The organism is Rhizobium sp. 05L419 (genome assembly GCF_056397845.1).
In genome coordinates this window covers 1-20,287 of record NZ_JBFTOF010000029.1, presented here as the reverse complement: position 1 = coordinate 20,287, position 20,287 = coordinate 1, and the positions used below count along the sequence as shown (strand labels likewise).

Sequence of the window (20,287 nt, the reverse complement as noted above, 5' to 3'; positions counted from 1 at the left end):
GAGTTGCGGACGGAGAGACTGCCGGATGGTGTGCCGGCTGGACACATTCCGGTTTCCGGAATACGAGTCGAACACGCATCTTGGCAAACTGCCTGAGCCAGCGTCGAACGCGCGAGGCACATAAATGGAGCGACGGCTTACCGCGATCCTGGCCGCTGACGTAGTCGGCTACAGCAGCCTCATGGGGAAGGAGGAGGTCGGAACGCTGGAGCGGCTGAAGATTTGCCGCCGCGAGCTTTTCGACCCCGCCGTGGCAGAGTTTCGGGGCCGCGTCATCAAACTCATGGGTGACGGTGCGTTGGTCGAATTTGCCAGCGTCGTCGATGCAGTCCAGTGCGCAGTGGCGATCCAACGGCGGATGGCCGGGCACGATCCAGCCATCCCGGAAGCGCGGAAAATTCGCTTCCGCATCGGTGTGAACCTGGGCGACGTTATCGTCGAGGACGACGATCTCTACGGTGACGGCGTCAACGTCGCCGCGCGGCTGGAAGGCGTGGCTGAAGCTGGCGGCATTTGCATATCGGGCACCGCCTTCGATCAAGTCGTTCACAAAACTGATGTGGGCTTCACGTGCCTCGGAGAGTTGCGGCTTAAAAACATTGCCGACCCGGTGCGAGTCTACCGCGTTCTGCTTGATCCAAGCAAGGCGGGCGAGGTCACTGGAACGTCCCGTCGTCCGCTTGCCCGCACCCTGATCCTGACGGGGATCGGGACTGGAACTCTGGTGATAGCCCTGCTCGTAGTCATTGCGTTGCAGTTCGATTGGCGCAAACCCATGGCGTCGCAGCGGACGTCGGTCGCAATCCTGCCATTTGTCAACCTGAACGGCGATCCGAAGGAGGACTACGTCTCGGACGGCATCACTGAGGATCTGATCACCGACCTCGCCAAACTTGCTGGCGTGGATGTCATCGCCCGCGATTCCGTCTTCGCTTACAAGGGCAAGCCTGTCGTCCTCGAGGAAGCGGCGCGCGAGCTCGGCGTGCGCTATTTGGTCGAAGGAAGCGTTCGGCGAGCGGGCGATGAGCTCCGCATCAACGCGCAGCTCATCGACATGACGAGTGGAAAGAATGTCTGGGCCGACCGCTTCGACCGCGCCGCAACGGATGTATTTGCCATTCAGGACGACTTACGCCGGGAGTTGGTAAACGCGCTCGGCATAAAGCCTTCGGCTACAGAAGCCAAGCGACTGTCGCGCGTGCCGACCGCTAACCTCGAGGCTTACGACAACTTTCTGCGTGGCGAGCAGGCAGCACGCAACGGCGGGCGCGACGGGCTGCGACAGGCGCTGGCATTCTATGACAAGGCAGAGGAACTCGACCCCTCTTTCGCCGAGGCCTTTGCTTTTGACGCGCGTACAACCGTCAATGTCTGGCGCGCCAACTTCAACGACATAATCCAGAGCGCTCCTGCACGAAAGAGAGCCTACGAGAAGGCAAGCCTCGCTTTGAAGTTCGATCCGGACCTCTCATCGCCTTACGCCATTCTCGGTATCATGCAAGTCGTCGATCGCCGTTACGAGGAAGCGATCACCTCTGCGGAGCGCGCCGTCGCTCTCAGTCCGGGCGACGCAGCAGCACAGATCGCACTGGGATACGTTCAGTTGTTTGCAGGTAATCACGCCGAGGCGGGTGCGGCCGTCGAAGCGGCGCTGAGGCTCGACCCCAATCTGTCGCCCATCGACCGGGAAGTCGCCGGTCTCGTCTTTCTCCTGAAAGGTGACACCGTCGGTGCCGTCGAAACCCTCGAACGCACCCGAGACGACGCACCTGAAGTCAGCGAATTTAGGATAGTGCTTGCTGCCGCCTATGCTCGTGCCAATCGCCTGCCAGACGCGCGAGATGCACTCGCTGGCGGTTTACAGTTGCTAGCCGGAACTGAATCATTCAATCAACGGTCTTTATCGGATTGGCGGCTCGCCCTTGCGCATTTTCGCAACGCCGACGATCTGGCACTTATCATAGACGCTTTACGCGAGGCTGGCTTGCCCGAGTGGCCATTCGGGTTCACCGCCGACGAAAAGGACCGAGTGAGAGGCGCAGCGCTGGCGTCCCTCGTTCTCGGCCACACGTTGCAAGGCCGGCTCGAACCGGGCGGTCAACCGGCCATCCTACAGATCGGACTAGATGGCAATGCGGGATTCCGCTCCATGACCCGGATGTACACCGCGAAGCTCTATGTTGATCAGGACCTCCTGTGCGAGCAGAGCGAGAATAATTTCGGGCGGCCCGATTGTGGTCCCGTTTACAAACGCAGTGACGAAACCGGCAAAGGCTACACCTATGTCAACTCTGGGAAGGTGTTCCACTTCGCCACGGTCGACTAACCGGCGCGCGCTCAGTGATAATCAATCTTCGCTAGTTCACCCAGCTTTTTCGGCCAGTTCGCATCGGCCTTCGGCACCACGTCGCCGGCATGCTTCGCAAAAGCCTGCGTGTCAACTTTATCATATGTAAGATAGAGCTTGCCGTCGAGGATCGCGAAAGCCTCCGGGTCGATATTGACGGTGACCGAGCCAGAACCGGCGACCTCTGCAGCGCAATAGCCCCCATACTGCGGCGCATATTTCACTGGATTATTCTTGAACAGTTCGCGGTGCTCGTCGCTGGCAAAATACCAGGGTGCCCCCAGCCAGTCATAGGAATACTTCTCCGACCCCTTGATCGCCCGGTTATCTAGGAAATAGGCGACCGGATCGTAACCATTGATCGCAACGCCACCGAAATAGCCCGTATTGACTCTGCCGTCCGCGAGCGCCGGTACAGAATGGGCGAGCACGAGAGTTAGGAAAGCCGCTCCCATTATAAAATGCATTGGCTTTGCGTGTTTGTGGCTCGAAACCATTTTGACCATGATCCGTCCTCCAATCAGTCGCTCAAGCACTTTTGATACCACTCTTCGCTGCCGAGAATATTTACCGGCGGGCACGCGACGCCATGTTGCTTGTAAAGGTGAACGATATCCTTGTTGCCTTTCCAGAGAGCACGTGTGATCGGAAGGTAGCCATGAATTTCCGGGTGCCGGGGGTCGGCACCCCGCGCGATCAGCAACTCGGCAACGTCGGCATGATTTTCCTCCCCCGCCACCATCAGCGGCGTCACGCCCGCCTTGTTGGCGGCATCGTCAAGCGGAGCGCCTCTCGCGAGCAGTTGTCGTGCTATCGTCGCGCTGCCGACATAGGCCGCCGCATGCAACGGCGTGAAGCCGCCGGAGTTGCGGGCAGTCACGTCTGCCCCCTTGCTCAGCAGCAATTCGACTATGGAAGGTTGGTTGCCCAACGTGGCAGCGATGAGCGGCGTTGCCTGATCAGCGGCCCGGCTGTCGACATTGGCACCACTCCCCAGGGCTCTTTCAATACCCCGCGTATCGCCAGACGCTACGACATCGAACAACGACTGCCCGGACGCCGCCGTGCTCCCCACAGCGGACCCAGCCACCAATAATGCCAGAAACCATCGCATTCGTACCAGTAGCATACTCGCGGGCCTTTTTCCATCAAGGACGCGAAAGTGACTTTTAGAGTGTTAAGGAGATGGTTGGACAAGCGTCTTATCTGCCAGCATGCGGGTCCCCGCAGGCTAGATCGGGCTTATCGCGCGGTCACGCTGGCTCAGTGACTGGTTCGAGTCAAAATCTGCCACTGGTGGTGTTTGCTACCGGACTCCGGTAATCTATCTCCCAGCGTGCCCTTTTCCCAATGGGTGCTGGAACCTTGAACGGCCGTGCTGGGTGCTGGAAAAAGGCAATGTCAACGTTGCCAATAATGCCAGCACGCCCGGGTGACGGCAGCGATAGAACCGAAACGGTGCCTCTTTGCGGAGTTTCACCAGCCCGCCCCAGCTAAGGCGAGCCAGATGGTAGGGCGATTGCGACAGCCGCATACATCGAACTCTTGCTGCGATAGCAAGGCGCAGATTTCCGTCTTTTTCGTCTTCGTGGTCGGTGTCAAGCAGCGTCGTGGCAAGAAGGACAGTGTCGCGCGGGTGGCGTCATCGACAGGCTAGTCTGCACGCCGGCTTCGCACTGGGCCACCGCATCTGAGGGTTCGGTAGAGATTGGTACAATCATCGAATTCTACTTTGCTGACCATCACCTCCAAACGCCGCAACATATTTGCACAAAACAAGACCCAACCGAACACCTCGATCTGTCATCCTTGGTTGGTTGCTTAGTTAGAGAGCCGGCGGCCTTCGCTGGACCTGGGTGGCCGCCTGGAACGATGTGGTTCCGTCAACATGGTGTTGTTCGCTTCACACCTTCCTGGACCCGCATGTGGAAGCCTCACCCCAACGCTTCCACATGCGGCGACCTATCTACCGATCGAAAAATGGAGAGCCATATGAGCCCGCAGGAACTCTTGAGGGAAGGCCGCTTTCGGCCTGCGAAGATTGCGCTTGGAACGGTCATCTGCGGTGCGGTGCTGGCGGGGCTGTATTCGGTTCAGCAGACACCATCGCCGGGTGTCGAGAAGGAAAGCGGCTGGGCAGAACCTGTCCAGATCGAACGACCCGCTCCCGGTCCTTTGCAAGCTGCAATCGACATCAGTCCCGCCTTGGCAATTCCGCCGGTCACTGTCATACCGAGACCTGCGCCCCGGGCAATTGTATCGGGCACGCGCCAGCCACCGTCCTCGACAAAAGCAAAGGTTCCGGAAAGGACATCGTCTGTCGTGCCGGTGGATGTTGCCAGCTTTGAGCATTGCATGCCGGGCTGTGACACCCGCGACCCTATGATAGTCGGTGCGCGTCTGGATACTGATACCGTCGCGCTGCCTGTCTCGGTGGAAACGGAGAAGGATCTTCCCGATCAACAGTTTGCTCCGTTGAGACGTGTGCGAAACGCCGTCGGTGATGTGGTCGACGCGTCGAGTACAGCGATTGGTCGAGGCGGGCGCGCGGTCGTCGAGTTTGGCCGCAATTTTTGGTGAGGCAACGGCTTCGACTTGAGCGGCAAGACTCGATCGCTAAGCTATCCATGCTCACGAACCTATTCCTAGGCGTGGCAAGCCGGTCCCAGGCTCAAGTCGTTATCCACGAAGATCCGTGGTCATCGCCTGTCATGTCGACCGTGCAGGGCCAAATATCGATGTCTTCAGCGATGGAATGTACGCCATGATCGCAATCGGTGGCATGAGGGCCGCTGCAGCTTTGGACGGACGATGCCCTCAAGCTGCTTGAGCGGGGCGGATATCGAGTAAGGGATGTCGACGCTGTCGGCGAGCAACATTTGGTCAGAGCATCCCGCGGAGGCGACAATCATCTCGTAAGTATCTCAAAAAGGGGGAGATTATGGGGGTTGACGATGAATATTGATGGCTTGCCGGACCGGCCGCCCATCCTGGTCGGACACTTCTTGACCTTGTCGCTTGACCTTTCGTAAGCACGGTATGGCGAGCTGATCGACACTGTGCTTGACAAACGATTGCACCACAGCAAGGCCTCTATTGCAGACGCTCCCCGACATGACTATCAAACTTGCGTGCCAAACGCCGGGCTCCAGTTTTTTGATCGTCAGCCGGTGCGTTAATCTAATCGCATATAACTGGAGCGTCTTCGATGAGAGGCATTCAGACGGCATCGATCCGCAAGCAGCTTCTCTTCTTGGCAATTTTGCTCGTGGTATTCGTATCGACAGTGGCAACGGTCTCAGAACCGTTCATCTATGGCCGGCACGACAAGGGTATCGAAATCGGCGTCTATACCGGGCGGGTAGAGATGATCCTCGAGCAATTCAGAAGGAGTGCGACGTCCGACGAAGAAGACCAGGCCCTCCTTTTCGCAAAGCAAATTGGCCTTTCAGCTCATAGGGCTCCGGTCGCGAACGCGTTGGTGTTCTATCATCCGGGTGATCTGTCTCGACCGATCCTTTCAGAAGTCAGGGAGCTTATAAACGACGGTATCGTAACTTCGTTGCAGAATGCATTCGATCGAACCGCCCGAACATCCCTCCTCACCGTCCAGATCGACGACAAGCGTGCGCTCGCTTTTCAACTTCCGAGGTTTCCAAGTAGCGTGTGGCTTGCACCGGCAGTCGCAAGCGGGCTTCTCAAGATCGTCATCCCGCTTGTCTTGCTTGCCTATCTCGGCAGCTGGCTAATCACCGAACCGCTGATACGATTTGCGGCGGCGGCTAGGCGCGTCAGTCTGGATGATCACTCAGATCAACCGTTTAAGGCTGAAGGTGCCTCTGAGATCCGCAGTCTGGCAGCCTCGCTCAATATTATGCAGAGCCGCATTCAAACGATGTTGCGAGATCGCACGCGGGTTCTGCGCGCCATCAGTCATGACCTTAGAACGCCGTTGACCAGGCTGCGCATGCGAGCGGAACGATCAACCGAGCCAGACCTAAGGAATTTGCTTCTGTCAGATATTTCGGCGCTCGCCTCGCTGATCGATGCAAGCCTGGAGTTTCTCGACAACACGCCCGAACCACTAAGAAAGGTCGATCTATCAAGCCTGCTTCAAACAATCTCCAGCGACTTCTTGGACACGGGCGTGGATGTCAGCTTTATCGGCCCACGAAGGTTGACCTACGTCTGCATGCCACAGGGGTTGACGCGGGCAATCAATAATTTAGTCGAAAACGCATCCCGCTACGCGCAAAAAATCGAACTCGAACTGGGGTCTTGTTCCGATGGAGGCGTTGTCATTCGGGTGAAGGACGATGGACCTGGCCTGGGGGACGATCTGAAGGAGAGGGTGCTTGAGCCCTTTTTCAAGGCCGATAAAGCTCGCCAGATGGGGTCGAAAAGTGGGGGTTTCGGGCTGGGTTTGTCAATCGCGCTCGGTATTGTAAAAACGGGGCATAACGGCACGCTCAAGCTATTCGACAATATCCCGCACGGTCTTTCGGTCGAAATCAATCTGCCACCCGTCAAATGATGAGTGGCGACATTTGGACAGCTTTGCAGAATAAGCAGATCGCCTTCGACGTCTTTTCAACGGCATCAAGATTTTCCGGAACGCGCCGCCCGAAGCGGACACCCAAACCTTTGGCGGTGGGGACGCAGGTCACGGTCAAGAGCCGCGACACCGACCGTTATCATGCCGGACACAAGTCTTGCCGACCGGGGTTGCTGGCCGAGGGCGCTGCTACGGCCAAGGACCAATTCTAAGGTAGTCCCTTGTGAGGAGTTAACGGTCCTTCATCAGTGCGAGGAAAAGGACTTGCCGCGAAGGATTGTCTGTCGTAACAAACGACCGTCGCGAAAAGCGACCGCTTCCCTCGATCCGCTCGTTGGCGGAATAGACAGGTGGACGAAATAGTCGTCTAGGCGGTCAAACACACGCCATTCATTCGCTTCGAGCATGGATGGCCAGCGTTTTCCAAGAAAGAAACGCCTGACTACCGTCAGGCCCAATCGCGAACCAGTGGTGCCTAGCGGCGCAGGTTTGCGGCGACAGGATCACGCTATGAACAAACCACTCCTTGTTGTCTTCACCGCCATTGTCCTTGACGCGGTCGGCATCGGCCTCATTTCCCCCATTCTGCCTTCGCTGCTGCAGGACGTGACCCACGCTGAAAACGTCGCAACCCAGATCGGCACAATGACTGCCCTCTACGCGGTCATGCAGTTCATTTTTGCACCGGTGCTCGGTTCGTTGAGTGACCGGCTCGGCCGGCGCCCGGTGCTCCTGATCTCGCTCGCCGGAGCGGCCGTCAACTACATGTTCCTGGCTTTTGCACCCAGTCTCTGGATGATTGTGATCGGGCGCGCCATCGCCGGATTGTCGAGTGCCAACACCTCCGTGGCGGCCGCCTACGTCACCGACATTTCCCCCGAAGACCAGCGCGCGCGCCGCTTTGGCCTGGTCAACGCCATGTTCGGCATCGGCTTCATCATCGGTCCCGTCCTCGGCGGCGTGCTCGGCGACTATTGGCTGCGGCTGCCCTTCATCGCAGCCGCGGTGCTCAACGGCTGCAATCTTCTCTTGGCATTCTTCCTTCTACCGGAATCGCGCACCCCCAGCCGGAAGAAAATCGACTTGGCATCACTCAACCCCGTGCGGCCACTGCGGTGGGTATTCTCGATGAAGAGCCTGCTGCCCATTGTCTTCATCTTTTTCGTCTTCAGCGCCACGGGCGAGGCTTACGGCACCTGCTGGGCTCTGTGGGGGAGGGACACGTTCCGGTGGAATGGGCTGTGGATCGGCCTTTCTCTCGGCACCTTTGGCGTCTGTCAGACCCTCGCCCAGGCCTTCCTTCCCGGCCCTGCGGTGAAGCTGCTCGGTGAAAGTGGGGCTATCCTGACCGGCGTTGCCAGCGCCTGCGTTGCGCTGCTCGTCATGGCCTTCGCGACCCAAAGCTGGATGATCTTCGCAATCATGCCGATTTTCGCCTTGGCCGGCATCGGTGTGCCGGCACTGCAGTCGCTAGCGACCCGGCAGGTTGATGAGAGCGAGCAGGGTCAGTTCCAGGGCATGCTAGCATCGGCGGTGAGTCTTGCCTCGATCGTGGCCCCTCTCGCGTTTTCGAGCTTTTATTTTGTGGCCAAGTCGCAATGGCCCGGCGCGATCTGGCTGTCGGTCGTCGTCGTTTACGTGATCAGCGTGCCCCTCGTGCTCGGTTTGCGCTTTAGCAAGCCAGCAGAGGAATCAACGATGTAGAGCGTTGTTTTCAGGGGGAGGACCGGGGGCTACGCCCCTGCCAGGAGTGGTGGGCCTTTGGCCAATTTCTCCCTCGGCGCACTCAAACATTCGCGGCATTCCTAAGAAACACTCAGCCGGGCGTTGGCGCGGCTGCAGTGTGTATCCAAGCGACTTTGCCCTTCGCTCGAGATTGGCCGGTGTCAGTTCGAAACGTCCAGAAAGCCGTGACGCGTGATAACACCTTCCACGTTTTGACTTTTCATCTGTTCCTCTACGACCAGGATTGCAGCCCCCACGATCCCGGCGTCGGGGTCGGGTGGGGAGATCACAAGTTCAAGATCTCTGGTGGCCAGAGGGAGGGACCGTTTGTAGACGAGTTCACGCATGCCGGCGAGAAGGTGGTCATCTAGGATCGCAAGCGTGCCGCCAATTACGATCATTTCAGGATTCAGGATGCTGACCAGATTTGTCATAACCTCTCCCAGGATCCGGCCAGATTCTCGAACGAGGTGGATTGCCATCGGTTGGCCTAATCCTACCAATTTGGTGACATCCCGGGCATTGTGCGCATCAATTCCTTCCTTTCGAAGTTCACGCGCGATGGCCCAACCGGCGGCTCTGGCCTCGACGCATCCGATTTTGCCGCACCGACAAAGAGGCGCTGGTTCGCGTGCAAACTGAATGTGGCCAATATCACCAGCAGCGCCTTGAGCGCCCCGATATAGGCGACCTTCGGTTATGATGCCGCTGCCAATGCCCGTGCCAACTTTGACGAAGACCATTTCGCTGACGGTCGGCCGACGCAGACGGTGGTCACTAAGGGCCAACAAGTTCACGTCGTTCTCCGCGTAAACGGGTACGCCAAACTTTTCCTCCAGGTGTTGGCGGATTTCAAAATTGTCCCATCCAACCATGACGGATGGGCCAACGACCCTACCGTTGGCGTAATCTACGGGCGCGGGCAGACCGATCCCGATCCCGAGCACATCGCTCGTTGTCTTACCCGCCGCCGCGAGCAATGCCTCGAACTGCAGTTCGATCCATTCCAGGACCACTGTCGGACCACGGAGAATGTCGAATGTTTCCGATATCTCCGCGAGGATGCGAGGTTGCAGGTTCGTTAGAGCAACACGGATGTGCTGCTCGCCTATATCGGCACAGAGTATGACGGCAAAGTCTCGGTTCAAGTCGAGTGTGCGGGTGGGGCGGCCGCCGCTTGGAAGAGTTTCCTCCGTTTCTCGGATAAGCCCTGCGTCGATCAAGCTCGCAAGCTTTTGATAGACCGTTGCCCGAGAAAGTCCTGAAAGATCGGTCAGCGCGCTGCGCGAACGCGCGCGACCTGAACCCACAAGCGAGAGGATCACACCGCTTGCTTTGGCGGAGTTGAGGTCACTTTGCCCTTCGTGGCGGTTGGAGCCCTGTCCCGAGTTTGCGCGTGCCATTGTCAATTCCGTCCGTGCTGAAGTGCGAGTTTTTCTTGCATTTATCCGGAGATGTGGCGAGGCCGGTCAAAGATATTTTGCACAGAACCATCCTGATGGGTCGCGACCATTTGATAATACCTATTTAGATATGTCAAAAAACATACAAAAGAAATGCCAGATAGGATTGACATGAGACATAAGTGGTTTCATTAATGTCGACGTCAATACCGATTATGGCCTCCAAAGGTGAGGCATTGGTCTTGACCTTTTGGGAGGATTTCGAATGAACCATTTTCTAAGATCCGCTTTGGCGGATAGCGTTGCTGTGCCAACTCGTCTCAGCGCTGCCGCGCTTCTACTGGGCATGGGCCTCGCGTTCGTGCCGGTAAGTGCACAGGCCGAAGATATACTCATCGGCGTTATCACCAAGACCGATGCCAATCCGTTTTTTGCCAAGATCCGCGAAGGCGCTACCACAAAAGCCGCTGAGATCGGTGGCGTGAAGATCCAGAGTTTTGCTGGCAAATTCGACGGTGACAACGACAGCCAGGTCGCCGCCATCGAAAACCTGATCTCTGCCGGCGCAAAAGGCATTTTGGTGGTGCCGAGCGATACCAAGGCCCTTGTGACGGCCGTCGATCTGGCCCGTAAAGCTGGTATCCTCGTGATTGCTCTCGATACACCGCTCGAGCCTGCGGACACGGCAGACGCGACATTTGCCACCGACAACTTCAAGGCGGGCGAACTTATAGGATCATGGGCCGCCAAAACTGTCGCTGACCCTTCCAAGGCGAAGATTGCGTTCCTAGATGCGCTGGAAAATCAGCCGACTGTTGATGTGGCGCGAGACCAGGGATTCATGAAGGGTTTTGGCTTGGACCCCAAGGACGTCACTCGCTACCTCGATGAAGACGACGACCGTATCGTCGGCCATCAGTGGGGCCAGGGATCGGAAGAAGGCGGGCGCACCGGCATGGAGACGCTTCTCCAGAAAGATAGCGATCTGTCGGTCGTCTATACGATCAATGAGCCAACGGCCGCTGGCGCGTACGAAGCCCTCAAGGCAACTGGAAAAGAGGGCTCTGTGATCATCACCTCGGTGGATGGCGGTTGCCCCGGCGTCAAGAACGTCAAGGCAGGTGTTATCGGCGCGACGTCGATGCAGTATCCTCTGAAGATGGCCTCTCTCGGTGTCGAGGCGATTGTCGAGTACGCCAAATCCGGCAAGAAGCCGGAGGCCACCCCAGGTCTCCCGTTCTTCAACACTGGTGTCACGCTCGTGACCGACAAGCCAGTGGCTGGGATCGAATCGATTACTTCCGATGAAGCCCTGAAAGCTTGCTGGGGCTGATTAGCGCCCACGTGCCAGCCACGCGGCGCATCATTCCCGATCTGACACCAGTTCTCGACTGAATAACTCCCAGGGGCAAGACATGGTTTTGCGTCTCCAGACAGTGGGACCATGTCTTGCAAGACTTTCCCCTAATAGACCTGTGAAGAGTGTATCTCCATGAACGACTTCAACGAGCATGTTCTGGTCAGCCCGACGGACTTTGAAGACGGTTTGGCGCGAAGTGAAAGTTCGGTCGCTGTATTCGAAAATCAGCGGACCGACCTGCTCCACAGACTGCAGCGGTTCCTGCACGGCAATCCGACGATGGTACCTTTCATCGTTCTGGTTGCCAGCGTTGCAGTTTTTTCAGTGATTGTTGGCGGACGATTCTTTCAACCCTTCAATCTCTCGCTCATCCTGCAGCAGGTTACGATCATCGGCATTATTGGAATCGCCCAGACGATCGTAATCCTGACAGCCGGGATCGATCTCTCGGTCGGTGCGATCATGGTTCTGACCTCGACGCTCATGGGCCGTCTTGCCATTGTTGCCGGCGTTCCGGCCGAGATCGCCTTTCTCATTGGCCTTGGCGGAGGGCTTGGCTGCGGCCTCATTAACGGGTTTCTCGTAACATACGTGCGCCTTCCACCATTCATCGTCACTCTGGGCAGCTGGAGTGTCTTCGGCGCATTGAACCTTTGGTATTCCGGCAGCCAGACGATCCGTGGCCAGGAAGTGGCTGAGGTTGCACCAGTTCTGCAATGGATGGGTGCTGCGATTCAATTCGGTGGCGCGCGCGTAACCATGGGAACTGTCCTGATGCTCGCTCTCGCCGTCGGCGCTTGGTATGTTCTCAATCGAACGGCGTTCGGTCGCCATGTGTATGCGACTGGAGACGACCCCGATGCTGCTAGACTTGCAGGCATCAACACGCGCCGTGTGCTGCTCGCTGTTTATGGCTGCGCCGGGTTTATATCCGCAATCGGCGCCTGGGCTCTCATCGGCCGTGTTGGCGCAATCAGCCCAACGTCCGGCTCGACAGCCAATCTGGACTCCATCACCGCGACGGTTATTGGGGGGACCTCGCTGTTTGGTGGGCGCGGCACAATCGTAGGCACCCTCATTGGTGCACTCATCGTCGGCGTCTTTCGCAACGGCCTCGCACTGGCCGGTCTCGATGCGCTTTGGCAGGAATTCTCAGTTGGCATCCTGATCGTGGCGGCTGTTGGCGTTGACCAGTGGATCCGGAGGGTTTCGGCATGAACCAGGAACTTGCTCTTGAAGGCCGCGGCCTCACCAAGCGCTACGGCAATGTCGTCGCACTCAACGGCGCAGACTTCGCACTGCGTCATGGTGAGATTCTTGCCGTGATCGGCGATAACGGCGCGGGGAAATCGACTTTGATCAAGGCGCTCGCCGGTGCTGTGATACCCGATACCGGGGAAATCAGGCTGGACGGCAAACCGGTCAATTTCAGATCGCCGATGGACGCCAGAGCTGCCGGTATCGAAACCGTCTTCCAGAACCTCGCTTTGTCACCGGCGCTCTCCATCGCCGACAATCTGTTCCTCGGACGCGAAATGCGTGTGCCTGGCGTTGCTGGATCACTTTTCCGAATGCTCGACCGGGCAAAGATGGCGACCGAGGCACGACGCCATCTGTCAAGCCTTGGATTGATGACCGTGCAGGATATTCATCAGAGCGTCGAAACGCTGTCGGGGGGCCAGCGCCAAGGGATCGCGGTTGCCAGGGCCTGCGCTTTCGGCGGCCGCGTCATCATTCTCGACGAGCCGACCGCCGCGCTCGGCGTCAAGGAGTCGCGAAAGGTTCTCGATTTGATCTTGGGTGTGCGCGACAATGGCCTGTCGATCGTTTTGATTAGCCACAACATGCCGCATGTGTTCGAGATCGCCGATCGGATCCACATTCACCGACTGGGCAAACGTGCCGCTGTCGTCAGTCCGCGCGACATTACGATGTCTGACGCTGTTGCCATCATGACTGGAGCTGTTACCGCGGCCGACTTCGATCGGTCGAACCGGCCTGCAGGCACGCACCGAGCACTGCCTTCAAGCAAGCTTCCGAGGGCTTGAGGTCGGATCCGAGCAGACCAGCGGTCTGAGCCAGCTAATTTCATATTCCTGCATTCACAGAGCCGCGAGAACCTATGTCCAAAAGCGATTTCAACACCACTCTTGCCAATACGATCAGGGCACTCTCGATGGATGCCGTTGAGGCCGCCAAGTCGGGCCATCCAGGCATGCCGATGGGTATGGCGGAGATCGGGGTCGCTCTCTGGACACGACACTTGCGGCACAATCCGGCTCATCCGGAATGGATGAACCGCGACCGCTTCGTGCTGTCAAACGGGCACGGCTCGATGCTGCTTTACAGCTTGCTTCACCTGTCTGGCTATGACCTTTCAATTGAGGACCTGAAGGCTTTCCGGCAACTGCACAGCCGTACGCCAGGACATCCAGAATTCGGTTATACCGCCGGCGTGGAAACGACAACGGGGCCGCTCGGGCAAGGCGTTGCAAATGCCGTCGGCATGGCGATCGCGGAACGGCTGCTTGCATCCGACTTCAACCGGGACGGCATGGCGATCGTTGACCATCATACCTACGTCTTTCTGGGCGATGGCTGCCTGATGGAAGGGATCAGCCACGAGGCCTGCTCGCTTGCGGGCACCTTGCGCCTCGGAAAATTGATCGCCCTTTACGACGATAACGGCATCTCTATCGACGGACATGTCGGCGGCTGGTTCTCGGACGACACGCCAAATCGTTTCGAGGCCTACGGTTGGCAAGTCATCAGCGGCGTCGATGGTCACGATGTGGAGGCGGTCGATCAAGCGATAGCCGAGGCGAAGCGCGACGCAGGACGTCCCACTTTGATCTGCTGCCGCACAACGATAGGCAAGGGCTCCCCCAACAAGGCTGACAGCCATGACAGCCATGGCTCACCGCTGGGCACTTCGGAAGTCGCCGCAACGCGCACAGCGCTCGGTTGGAAGCACGGGCCGTTTGAGGTGCCGTCTGAGGCATACAAGGGCTTTGACGCCAGGGCCGCAGGTGCTTCCCTCGAAGCCGAATGGGAAGCGCTTTTCAATAGATATCGGGCTGCCTATCCAGACCTTGCCTGCGAATTTGAGCGTCGCATGAACGGCAAGCTGGCTGCGGATTTTGCGGCTCGCGTAGAAGACGGGCTCAAGGCCGTCGTTGCGAAGGCCGAAACCATCGCCACCCGCAAGGCGAGCCAAAACACCTTGGAATTGCTTGCCCCTTACGTGCCCGAACTCGTTGGCGGGTCGGCCGACCTTGCAAGCTCAAATCTCACGATGTGGAGCGGTGCGATTGGTGTGGGCCGGGATGGCGGTGGCAACTACGTCTACTACGGCGTCCGCGAATTCGGCATGGCGGCGATCATGAATGGCATGTTGCGTCATGGGGGTCTGCGCCCGTATGGGGGCACCTTCCTGATGTTCTCAGAGTATGCCCGCAATGCGCTGCGCATGGCTGCCCTCATGAAAATCGGCGCGATCTACGTGTTCACCCACGATTCAATTGCACTTGGCCAGGACGGGCCGACACACCAGCCGATCGAACAACTCGCGACGTTGCGATTGATGCCGAACATGGACGTCTGGCGGCCATGCGACACCACTGAAACCCTGGTCGCCTGGCAGGTAGCGATCGAAAATGTCGCCACCCCTACTAGCCTCATCCTTTCGCGTCAAAATCTTCCGTTCCAATCTCGCGATGCCGAGCAGCTAACGTCGGTTCGACGTGGCGGTTATGTTCTAAAGAAAGAGGGCGGTTCGCTGTCTGCCGTTCTTATCGCCACCGGCTCTGAAGTCGCGCTTGCCGTTCAGGCGCACGCGATCCTTGCTGCAGAAGGTGTTCATGTCCGTGTCGTGTCGATGCCTTCGACATTTGCCTTCGACCATCAGGATGCTGCTTATAAGGAAACGGTCCTTCCCCGCGGTGTGCCGAGGCTTGCCGTGGAAGCTGGCGTAACGGACTACTGGCGCAAATATGTCGGACTGGAAGGGGCTGTCGTCGGGATCGACACTTTCGGGGAATCCGCAGCGGCCGAGGTCCTCTTCGAGCATTTCAACATTACGACCGAGGCTGTCGTCAGCGGCGTGAAGACAATCCTTCACGACGCAAGGACGTGAGCTCATGGCCGACACCTATATCATTGGCATAGATTTCGGATCTGAATCTGCTCGCGGAGTTCTCGTCAATTCCAGGACAGGTGAACAAGAAAGCCACCATGTCCATTCTTACAAAAATGGGATTCTAACCGATTCCCTTCCAGGTCGAAGTCTGCCCGCAAATTTYGTGCTTCAGGTCCCGAGTGACTACACCGAAGCGGCGGAAAATATCCTGTCAGCGCTTGGCAATGGGCGCAACGTCGGTGGGATCGGCATCGACTTCACGGCTTCCTCTCCACTGCCAACGCGAGCCGACGGCACTCCGCTTTCGGCCCTTCGTCCGAACGATCCCCATGCCTATGTCAAGCTCTGGAAGCACTCCGCCCAGGTTCACGCCGAGGTGATCAATGCGCGCGGCGGCGACTACCTTGCGAACTTCGGCGGAAAGTTGTCCGGCGAATGGATGATTGCCAAGGCAGCGCAATTGAGTGCCGAAGCTCCCGCTTTGTGGAACGAGACTGAGCGCTTTATCGAAGCCGGTGACTGGCTTGTCTGGCAGCTCACCGGCAATGAACTGAGAAGCCTCGATTTCGCATCCTACAAGGCCCAGTTTTCTCAGGCGTCGGGTTATCCCGAGGATGTGGTGCCCGGGCTCACCCAACGTCTCTCGCGACCGCTACAGGTAGGCAGCCCAGCGGGCGTTTTGACGTCGGAGTGGCGCCGTCGCACCGGGATTAATGGCGATGCCGTTGTGGCGGTTGCGGTCATCGACAGCCATGTGGTTCTGCCGGCTATTGGTGCTGTTGGTCCTGGTGTCTTCGTCGGTGCGCTTGGAACCTCCGCAGGCTTTCTCATCCTTGACGACGAGGGCCGTGGTCTGCCGGAGGGGCTCGAAGGAGCTGCGTTCGGTGCGGTTCTGCCGAACCTGTGGTGCTACGAGGCGGGGCAGGCGGCCTTCGGAGATATGCTAGCTTGGTATGTAAAGACATTTCCCCGTGACGAGGATCTGTCCCGCAATTTCTCCCTGCACAACGAAGCCGCGCAAGCCATGGGTCCAGGGGAAGGCGGCGTTCTGGCGCTTGACTGGTTTGCTGGAAACCGCATTCCGCTCGGCGATTCCATGCTTTCCGGGCTTCTTGTCGGCCTGAGCCTTAAATCGACTTCAGCTGGAATCTACCGGGCGCTAATTGAGGCCCTTTGCTTCGGAACAAAGTCGATTCTGGATATGGCGATAGCGGGTGGGGTCCCGATCAGCCGCGTGATCATGACGAGCGGTCTGACGCGCAACAATCCGTTTCTCGTGCAGACAATGGCGGACGTATTAGGGCGTCCCATCGAAGTCCCGGATGTGGAAAACCCGACCGCTCTCGGGGCGGCGATCCACGGAGCTGTCGCAGCGGGAATGGTTGGGTCATTTGCCGAGGGCGCTGAACGCCTTGGGGCACGTAGTCAACGGGAATTCTTGCCCAACGAGGACTGCGTTGCCGACTACAAGACGCTCTATGCCGAATATCGCCGTCTGTCGGCCGATGAAGAGCTTCGGCGGGCGATGCGCTCGCTTCATATGTTCGATGCCCGGCACAAACAGTATCGGGTGCGAAAGCCGCAGGAGATCGAGGCGGCACAGTGAGCTTCCAATTCGAAGCGATATCGATCGTAAAACGGGAAAAGTGGAGGAAGTAATGAAACAGAGTTTGAAAGCCCGGATCCTGCTCGGCGTGGCCGCGTCAATGCTTGGCTTTGCGGCACATGCCGCAGACAAGCCCAAGGTGCTCGTGATCTATCCCTATCTCGGCGACCAATCCTTCGTGCGCATGCACAAGGCGTCGGAGGTCGAGGCGCAGAAATTCCCGGACGTGCAGATCGATATCGTTGCCGGTCCCGACCGCACCAACGCAAACTATTTCATCACTGCCATCGAAAAGGCGGTGACCGAGAACTACAACGTCATTGCGATCAATCACGGCGGCGCTGCTGCACAGCTCTACCCGGCCCTCAAGAAGGCTGAGGCCCAGGGGGTCAAGGTGGTTGGATTTGATACGGGTCTTCCAGAGCTCAAGGGGCATGCTTCCGATGTGCTCTATGACATTCCTGGCGCGTCGGGCAAAGCCGGAGAGCTATTCGCCGGCATCGTTCCGGATGGAGCGAAGATCGGGATCATCCGGTGCTTGCTCGGCAATCCTGACACTGACGCCTTCATCAACGGCTTCAAAAAGGCGACGGCCGGAAAAAACTACAACGTCGTCATGGACGCAGACGCCAAGTGCGATCCGGCGAGCGCGCGGACCATCACCGAGAACATGTTGACCTCATCGCCTGACCTAGCGGGAATTTTCAACGTATTCGACGTTTCTGCGCAAGGGTCGATGCAGGCCCTTAAGGCAACCGGCAGCAACGTGCCGATGGGCTCCATCGGGGGCCAGCTGTATGGCGCCGAGGCGGTTGCGACAGGTGGAAACTGGAAATACACGGTGCCGTATCCTTTCGAAGCGATCGGCGCAACGGCGGTAGATACGGCCGTGAAGGTCGCAAAGAACGAAGCTGTTGAACCTGTGACGGTCGTGCCTGTGGCTACCCCTCTGACGAAGGAAAACGCCGGCGCCTATGCCACGGACCTGAAGGCAAAACTCGGTGCCAAGTAGCTAGCGAGAGCTTTGGCGGACAACGCGCCTTCGCTGAGGTCGAGGGCGCGGGTGTCCGTGGCCAAACCCGGTCTGCAATTGTGAAGCTGCATATTTGTAAGGTCTCCAACAATGTCACCAACTAAGTCGAACAATGTGCTAGGAACGGCCCCACCCGGATCGGCCACCTCCGAAGCCGATCCCTCAGAGGCTCTGAAATCGCCAGGCATCCAGCTTGGACTGCGCCTTCTGCGCACGGGGCCAGCCGTTATCCTGGTCGCTCTGGTCATCATCATGACCTTTCTGAACGAGTATTTTCTGACAGTCCGAAATCTGCAGAATCTTCTGACCCAGACGACTATGATTGCAACACTGGCACTCGGTCAGTTGCTGGTTATCGTCGTTCGTGGCGTCGACGTTTCGGTTGGCAGTGTCCTCGGCCTGACCGTTGTATTGTCCGGACTGATGATGGATTCCGGAATCGACAACGGGCCACTTCATATCGTCGTTTTCATATCTGCAGGTGCATTGTTCGGACTTTTCAACGGGTTCATGATCGTCAAGGGCGGCATCCCTCAGCCTCTGATCGTAACTGTTGCTACATTGGGTATTGGCCGCGGCATGGCACTTTTGCTGAGCGGTGGCACCGAACACATCGGTATGACCCCCGCAATACAAGCGGCAGGAAACGGCACGGTCTTCGGTATTCCTGTCCCGGCGATCCTTGTCGCCGTTGTTACGCTACTGCTTGCGGTACTGACGCTCAAAACGCTATGGGGACGCTGGATCTACGCAGTCGGCGGCAATCCGGACGTTGCTGGTTGGCTCGGGGTTCCACGCGATAGGGTCATCATGAGCTGCTATATGCTGTCAGGCGCGACCGCTGGTGTGGCTGGTATGATCTATGCAGGGCGAACCGATGCTGCGTCACCTCTGGCTGGCGTCGGCATGGAACTCGATGCTGTTACAGCAGTCATTATCGGCGGAGCCAGCCTGTTCGGTGGGCGCGGGCATATCGTGAATGCGCTGATTGGCGCACTGATCATTGGCGTCATTCGAAACGGCCTGAACCTCATGAGCGTGTCGCCATTCTGGGAAGCAATTGCCATCGGTGCCTCGATTCTATTTGCTCTCGAACTGGACGTTCTACGACGTTATTTTGAAGAAAAACTGCGGGCTCGAGCAGCGAGGGCAATGCGATGAACGGCAACGTAGTTCTGGAAGTCCGCAACGCCGTGAAATCCTACGGGTTCGTCATGGCTTTGGGCGGGGTGAACTTGACCCTTCATCAGGGTGAGATTCTTGCCTTACTTGGTGACAACGGGGCCGGCAAGACAACGCTCGTTCGTGCCATGAGTGGCATCATGCAGTTGGATGAAGGCGATATCATTCTTGCGGGCGAGAAGCTTGCTCTGAACTCGGCTGGCGATGCGCGTCGTGCCGGCATCGAGACGGTCTTCCAAAACCTCGCTGTTTTGGACAATCTCAATGTAGCCTCCAATTTCTATATCGGTCGTGAGAAGACCTGGCCGCGATGGATGGGTCCTTTTGGATTTTTGAACATGACGCGCGAATCCTCTGGGTGGATTGAGGCCGCCGATCTTCTCGGCATCAAGGCTCTCAACCCTCGCCAAGAGATTGGTCTCATGTCAGGTGGTCAGCGGCAAGCCGTCGCTGTGGCGCGAGCTGTCGCTTTCGCGAGCAAGGTAGTCATATTGGACGAGCCGACCGCAGCGCTTGGGGTGCGAGAGTCGGCTCAGGTCCTTCGTTTGATCAAGTCGCTTCCGGAGCGGGGGATTTCCGTGATCTTAATTAGTCACAACATGGATCATGTCGTGCAGGTAGCCGACAGGGCCGTCGTCATGCGGCAGGGGCGAATTTCCGGATCGGCGGTCCCAAACAAGGACTCCGTTCCTGAGCTCATTGGAATGATTATGGGTGCTCAATAACCTTTCCTAGAAGGAAGTATTCGGAGGCGCAATACACCGAACCGGGCTAGTGTTTCGTCTCAGAGATTATGACGGGTTGTCTATGCCGAGGATTGGCAGTTCTTGAGGCGGGACAAGCAGTTGGATGCTGCGCGCCTGGCCTGGTTGCTTTTGGATCAATCCAATTTGGTCGAGCGTCTTTAGCATCTGGTGAACCTTTAGCATCTGGTGAAC

General features: G+C 57.9%; 15 protein-coding genes. 12 read left to right on the top strand and 3 right to left on the bottom strand.

The annotated features are described in order from the left end of the window. Positions 1–124: 124 nt before the first annotated feature. Positions 125–2,326 (top strand): adenylate/guanylate cyclase domain-containing protein, encoded by a 2,202-nt coding sequence (locus tag AC1DMK_RS26310; RefSeq protein ID WP_477863256.1) that lies wholly within the window; start codon positions 125–127, stop codon positions 2,324–2,326. Positions 2,327–2,337: 11 nt separating this feature from the next. Here AC1DMK_RS26310 and AC1DMK_RS26305 read toward each other — a convergent pair whose 3' ends face one another. Both AC1DMK_RS26305 and AC1DMK_RS26300 read right to left on the bottom strand, forming a co-directional pair. Then, entirely contained in the window at positions 2,338–2,853 is a 516-nt protein-coding gene (locus AC1DMK_RS26305) for a YHS domain-containing (seleno)protein (protein ID WP_477863254.1), read from the bottom strand. 14 nt (positions 2,854–2,867) lie between these two features. Beyond that, the gene (locus AC1DMK_RS26300) at positions 2,868–3,461 is read right to left on the bottom strand and encodes an ankyrin repeat domain-containing protein (RefSeq protein WP_037060481.1); all 594 of its coding nucleotides are present in this window, start codon (positions 3,459–3,461) and stop codon (positions 2,868–2,870) included. A gap of 878 nt (positions 3,462–4,339) precedes the next feature. On the opposite strand from AC1DMK_RS26300, the gene AC1DMK_RS26295 reads away from it, so the two are divergent. From AC1DMK_RS26295 to AC1DMK_RS26285, 3 genes are all read left to right on the top strand, one after another. Beyond that, on the top strand, positions 4,340–4,927 hold the full coding sequence (locus AC1DMK_RS26295; protein WP_477863252.1) for a hypothetical protein: 588 nt from the start codon (positions 4,340–4,342) through the stop codon (positions 4,925–4,927). A gap of 628 nt (positions 4,928–5,555) precedes the next feature. After that, entirely contained in the window at positions 5,556–6,881 is a 1,326-nt protein-coding gene (locus tag AC1DMK_RS26290) for an ATP-binding protein (RefSeq protein WP_037060346.1), read from the top strand. A 531-nt stretch (positions 6,882–7,412) separates the two neighbouring features. After that, positions 7,413–8,606: a TCR/Tet family MFS transporter gene (locus AC1DMK_RS26285; RefSeq protein ID WP_477863310.1), complete on the top strand. Its 1,194-nt coding sequence runs from the start codon at positions 7,413–7,415 to the stop codon at positions 8,604–8,606. Positions 8,607–8,788: 182 nt separating this feature from the next. Here AC1DMK_RS26285 and AC1DMK_RS26280 read toward each other — a convergent pair whose 3' ends face one another. Beyond that, positions 8,789–10,030 carry an ROK family transcriptional regulator gene (locus AC1DMK_RS26280; RefSeq protein ID WP_037060339.1) on the bottom strand — a complete coding sequence of 414 codons (1,242 nt, stop codon included), beginning with the start codon at positions 10,028–10,030 and terminating at the stop codon, positions 8,789–8,791. A 265-nt stretch (positions 10,031–10,295) separates the two neighbouring features. Between AC1DMK_RS26280 and AC1DMK_RS26275 the strand changes: the two genes are divergently transcribed. The 8 genes from AC1DMK_RS26275 to AC1DMK_RS26240 all read left to right on the top strand — a co-directional run bounded on the left by AC1DMK_RS26275 (position 10,296) and on the right by AC1DMK_RS26240 (position 20,074). Beyond that, positions 10,296–11,363 carry a substrate-binding domain-containing protein gene (locus AC1DMK_RS26275; protein WP_477863249.1) on the top strand — a complete coding sequence of 356 codons (1,068 nt, stop codon included), beginning with the start codon at positions 10,296–10,298 and terminating at the stop codon, positions 11,361–11,363. 159 nt (positions 11,364–11,522) lie between these two features. Then, a complete protein-coding gene (locus AC1DMK_RS26270) occupies positions 11,523–12,608 on the top strand; it encodes an ABC transporter permease (RefSeq protein ID WP_477863247.1) in 1,086 nt (361 codons plus the stop codon). Continuing rightward, a complete protein-coding gene (locus tag AC1DMK_RS26265) occupies positions 12,605–13,438 on the top strand; it encodes an ATP-binding cassette domain-containing protein (RefSeq protein WP_477863245.1) in 834 nt (277 codons plus the stop codon). The genes AC1DMK_RS26270 and AC1DMK_RS26265 overlap by 4 nt, the downstream gene beginning before the upstream one ends. Positions 13,439–13,512: 74 nt before the next feature. Beyond that, entirely contained in the window at positions 13,513–15,525 is a 2,013-nt protein-coding gene (gene tkt / locus AC1DMK_RS26260) for a transketolase (RefSeq protein WP_477863243.1), read from the top strand. A 166-nt stretch (positions 15,526–15,691) separates the two neighbouring features. Beyond that, complete coding sequence (locus AC1DMK_RS26255) at positions 15,692–17,134, top strand: FGGY-family carbohydrate kinase (protein ID WP_477863241.1); 1,443 nt, start codon at positions 15,692–15,694, stop codon at positions 17,132–17,134. A gap of 52 nt (positions 17,135–17,186) precedes the next feature. Continuing rightward, positions 17,187–18,146, top strand: coding sequence for a sugar ABC transporter substrate-binding protein (locus tag AC1DMK_RS26250; RefSeq protein WP_477863239.1), 960 nt, complete (start codon positions 17,187–17,189; stop codon positions 18,144–18,146). A gap of 111 nt (positions 18,147–18,257) precedes the next feature. Continuing rightward, positions 18,258–19,328: an ABC transporter permease gene (locus AC1DMK_RS26245; protein ID WP_477863237.1), complete on the top strand. Its 1,071-nt coding sequence runs from the start codon at positions 18,258–18,260 to the stop codon at positions 19,326–19,328. Beyond that, positions 19,325–20,074 (top strand): ATP-binding cassette domain-containing protein, encoded by a 750-nt coding sequence (locus tag AC1DMK_RS26240; protein ID WP_037060329.1) that lies wholly within the window; start codon positions 19,325–19,327, stop codon positions 20,072–20,074. The genes AC1DMK_RS26245 and AC1DMK_RS26240 overlap by 4 nt, the downstream gene beginning before the upstream one ends. Positions 20,075–20,287 lie beyond the last annotated feature (213 nt).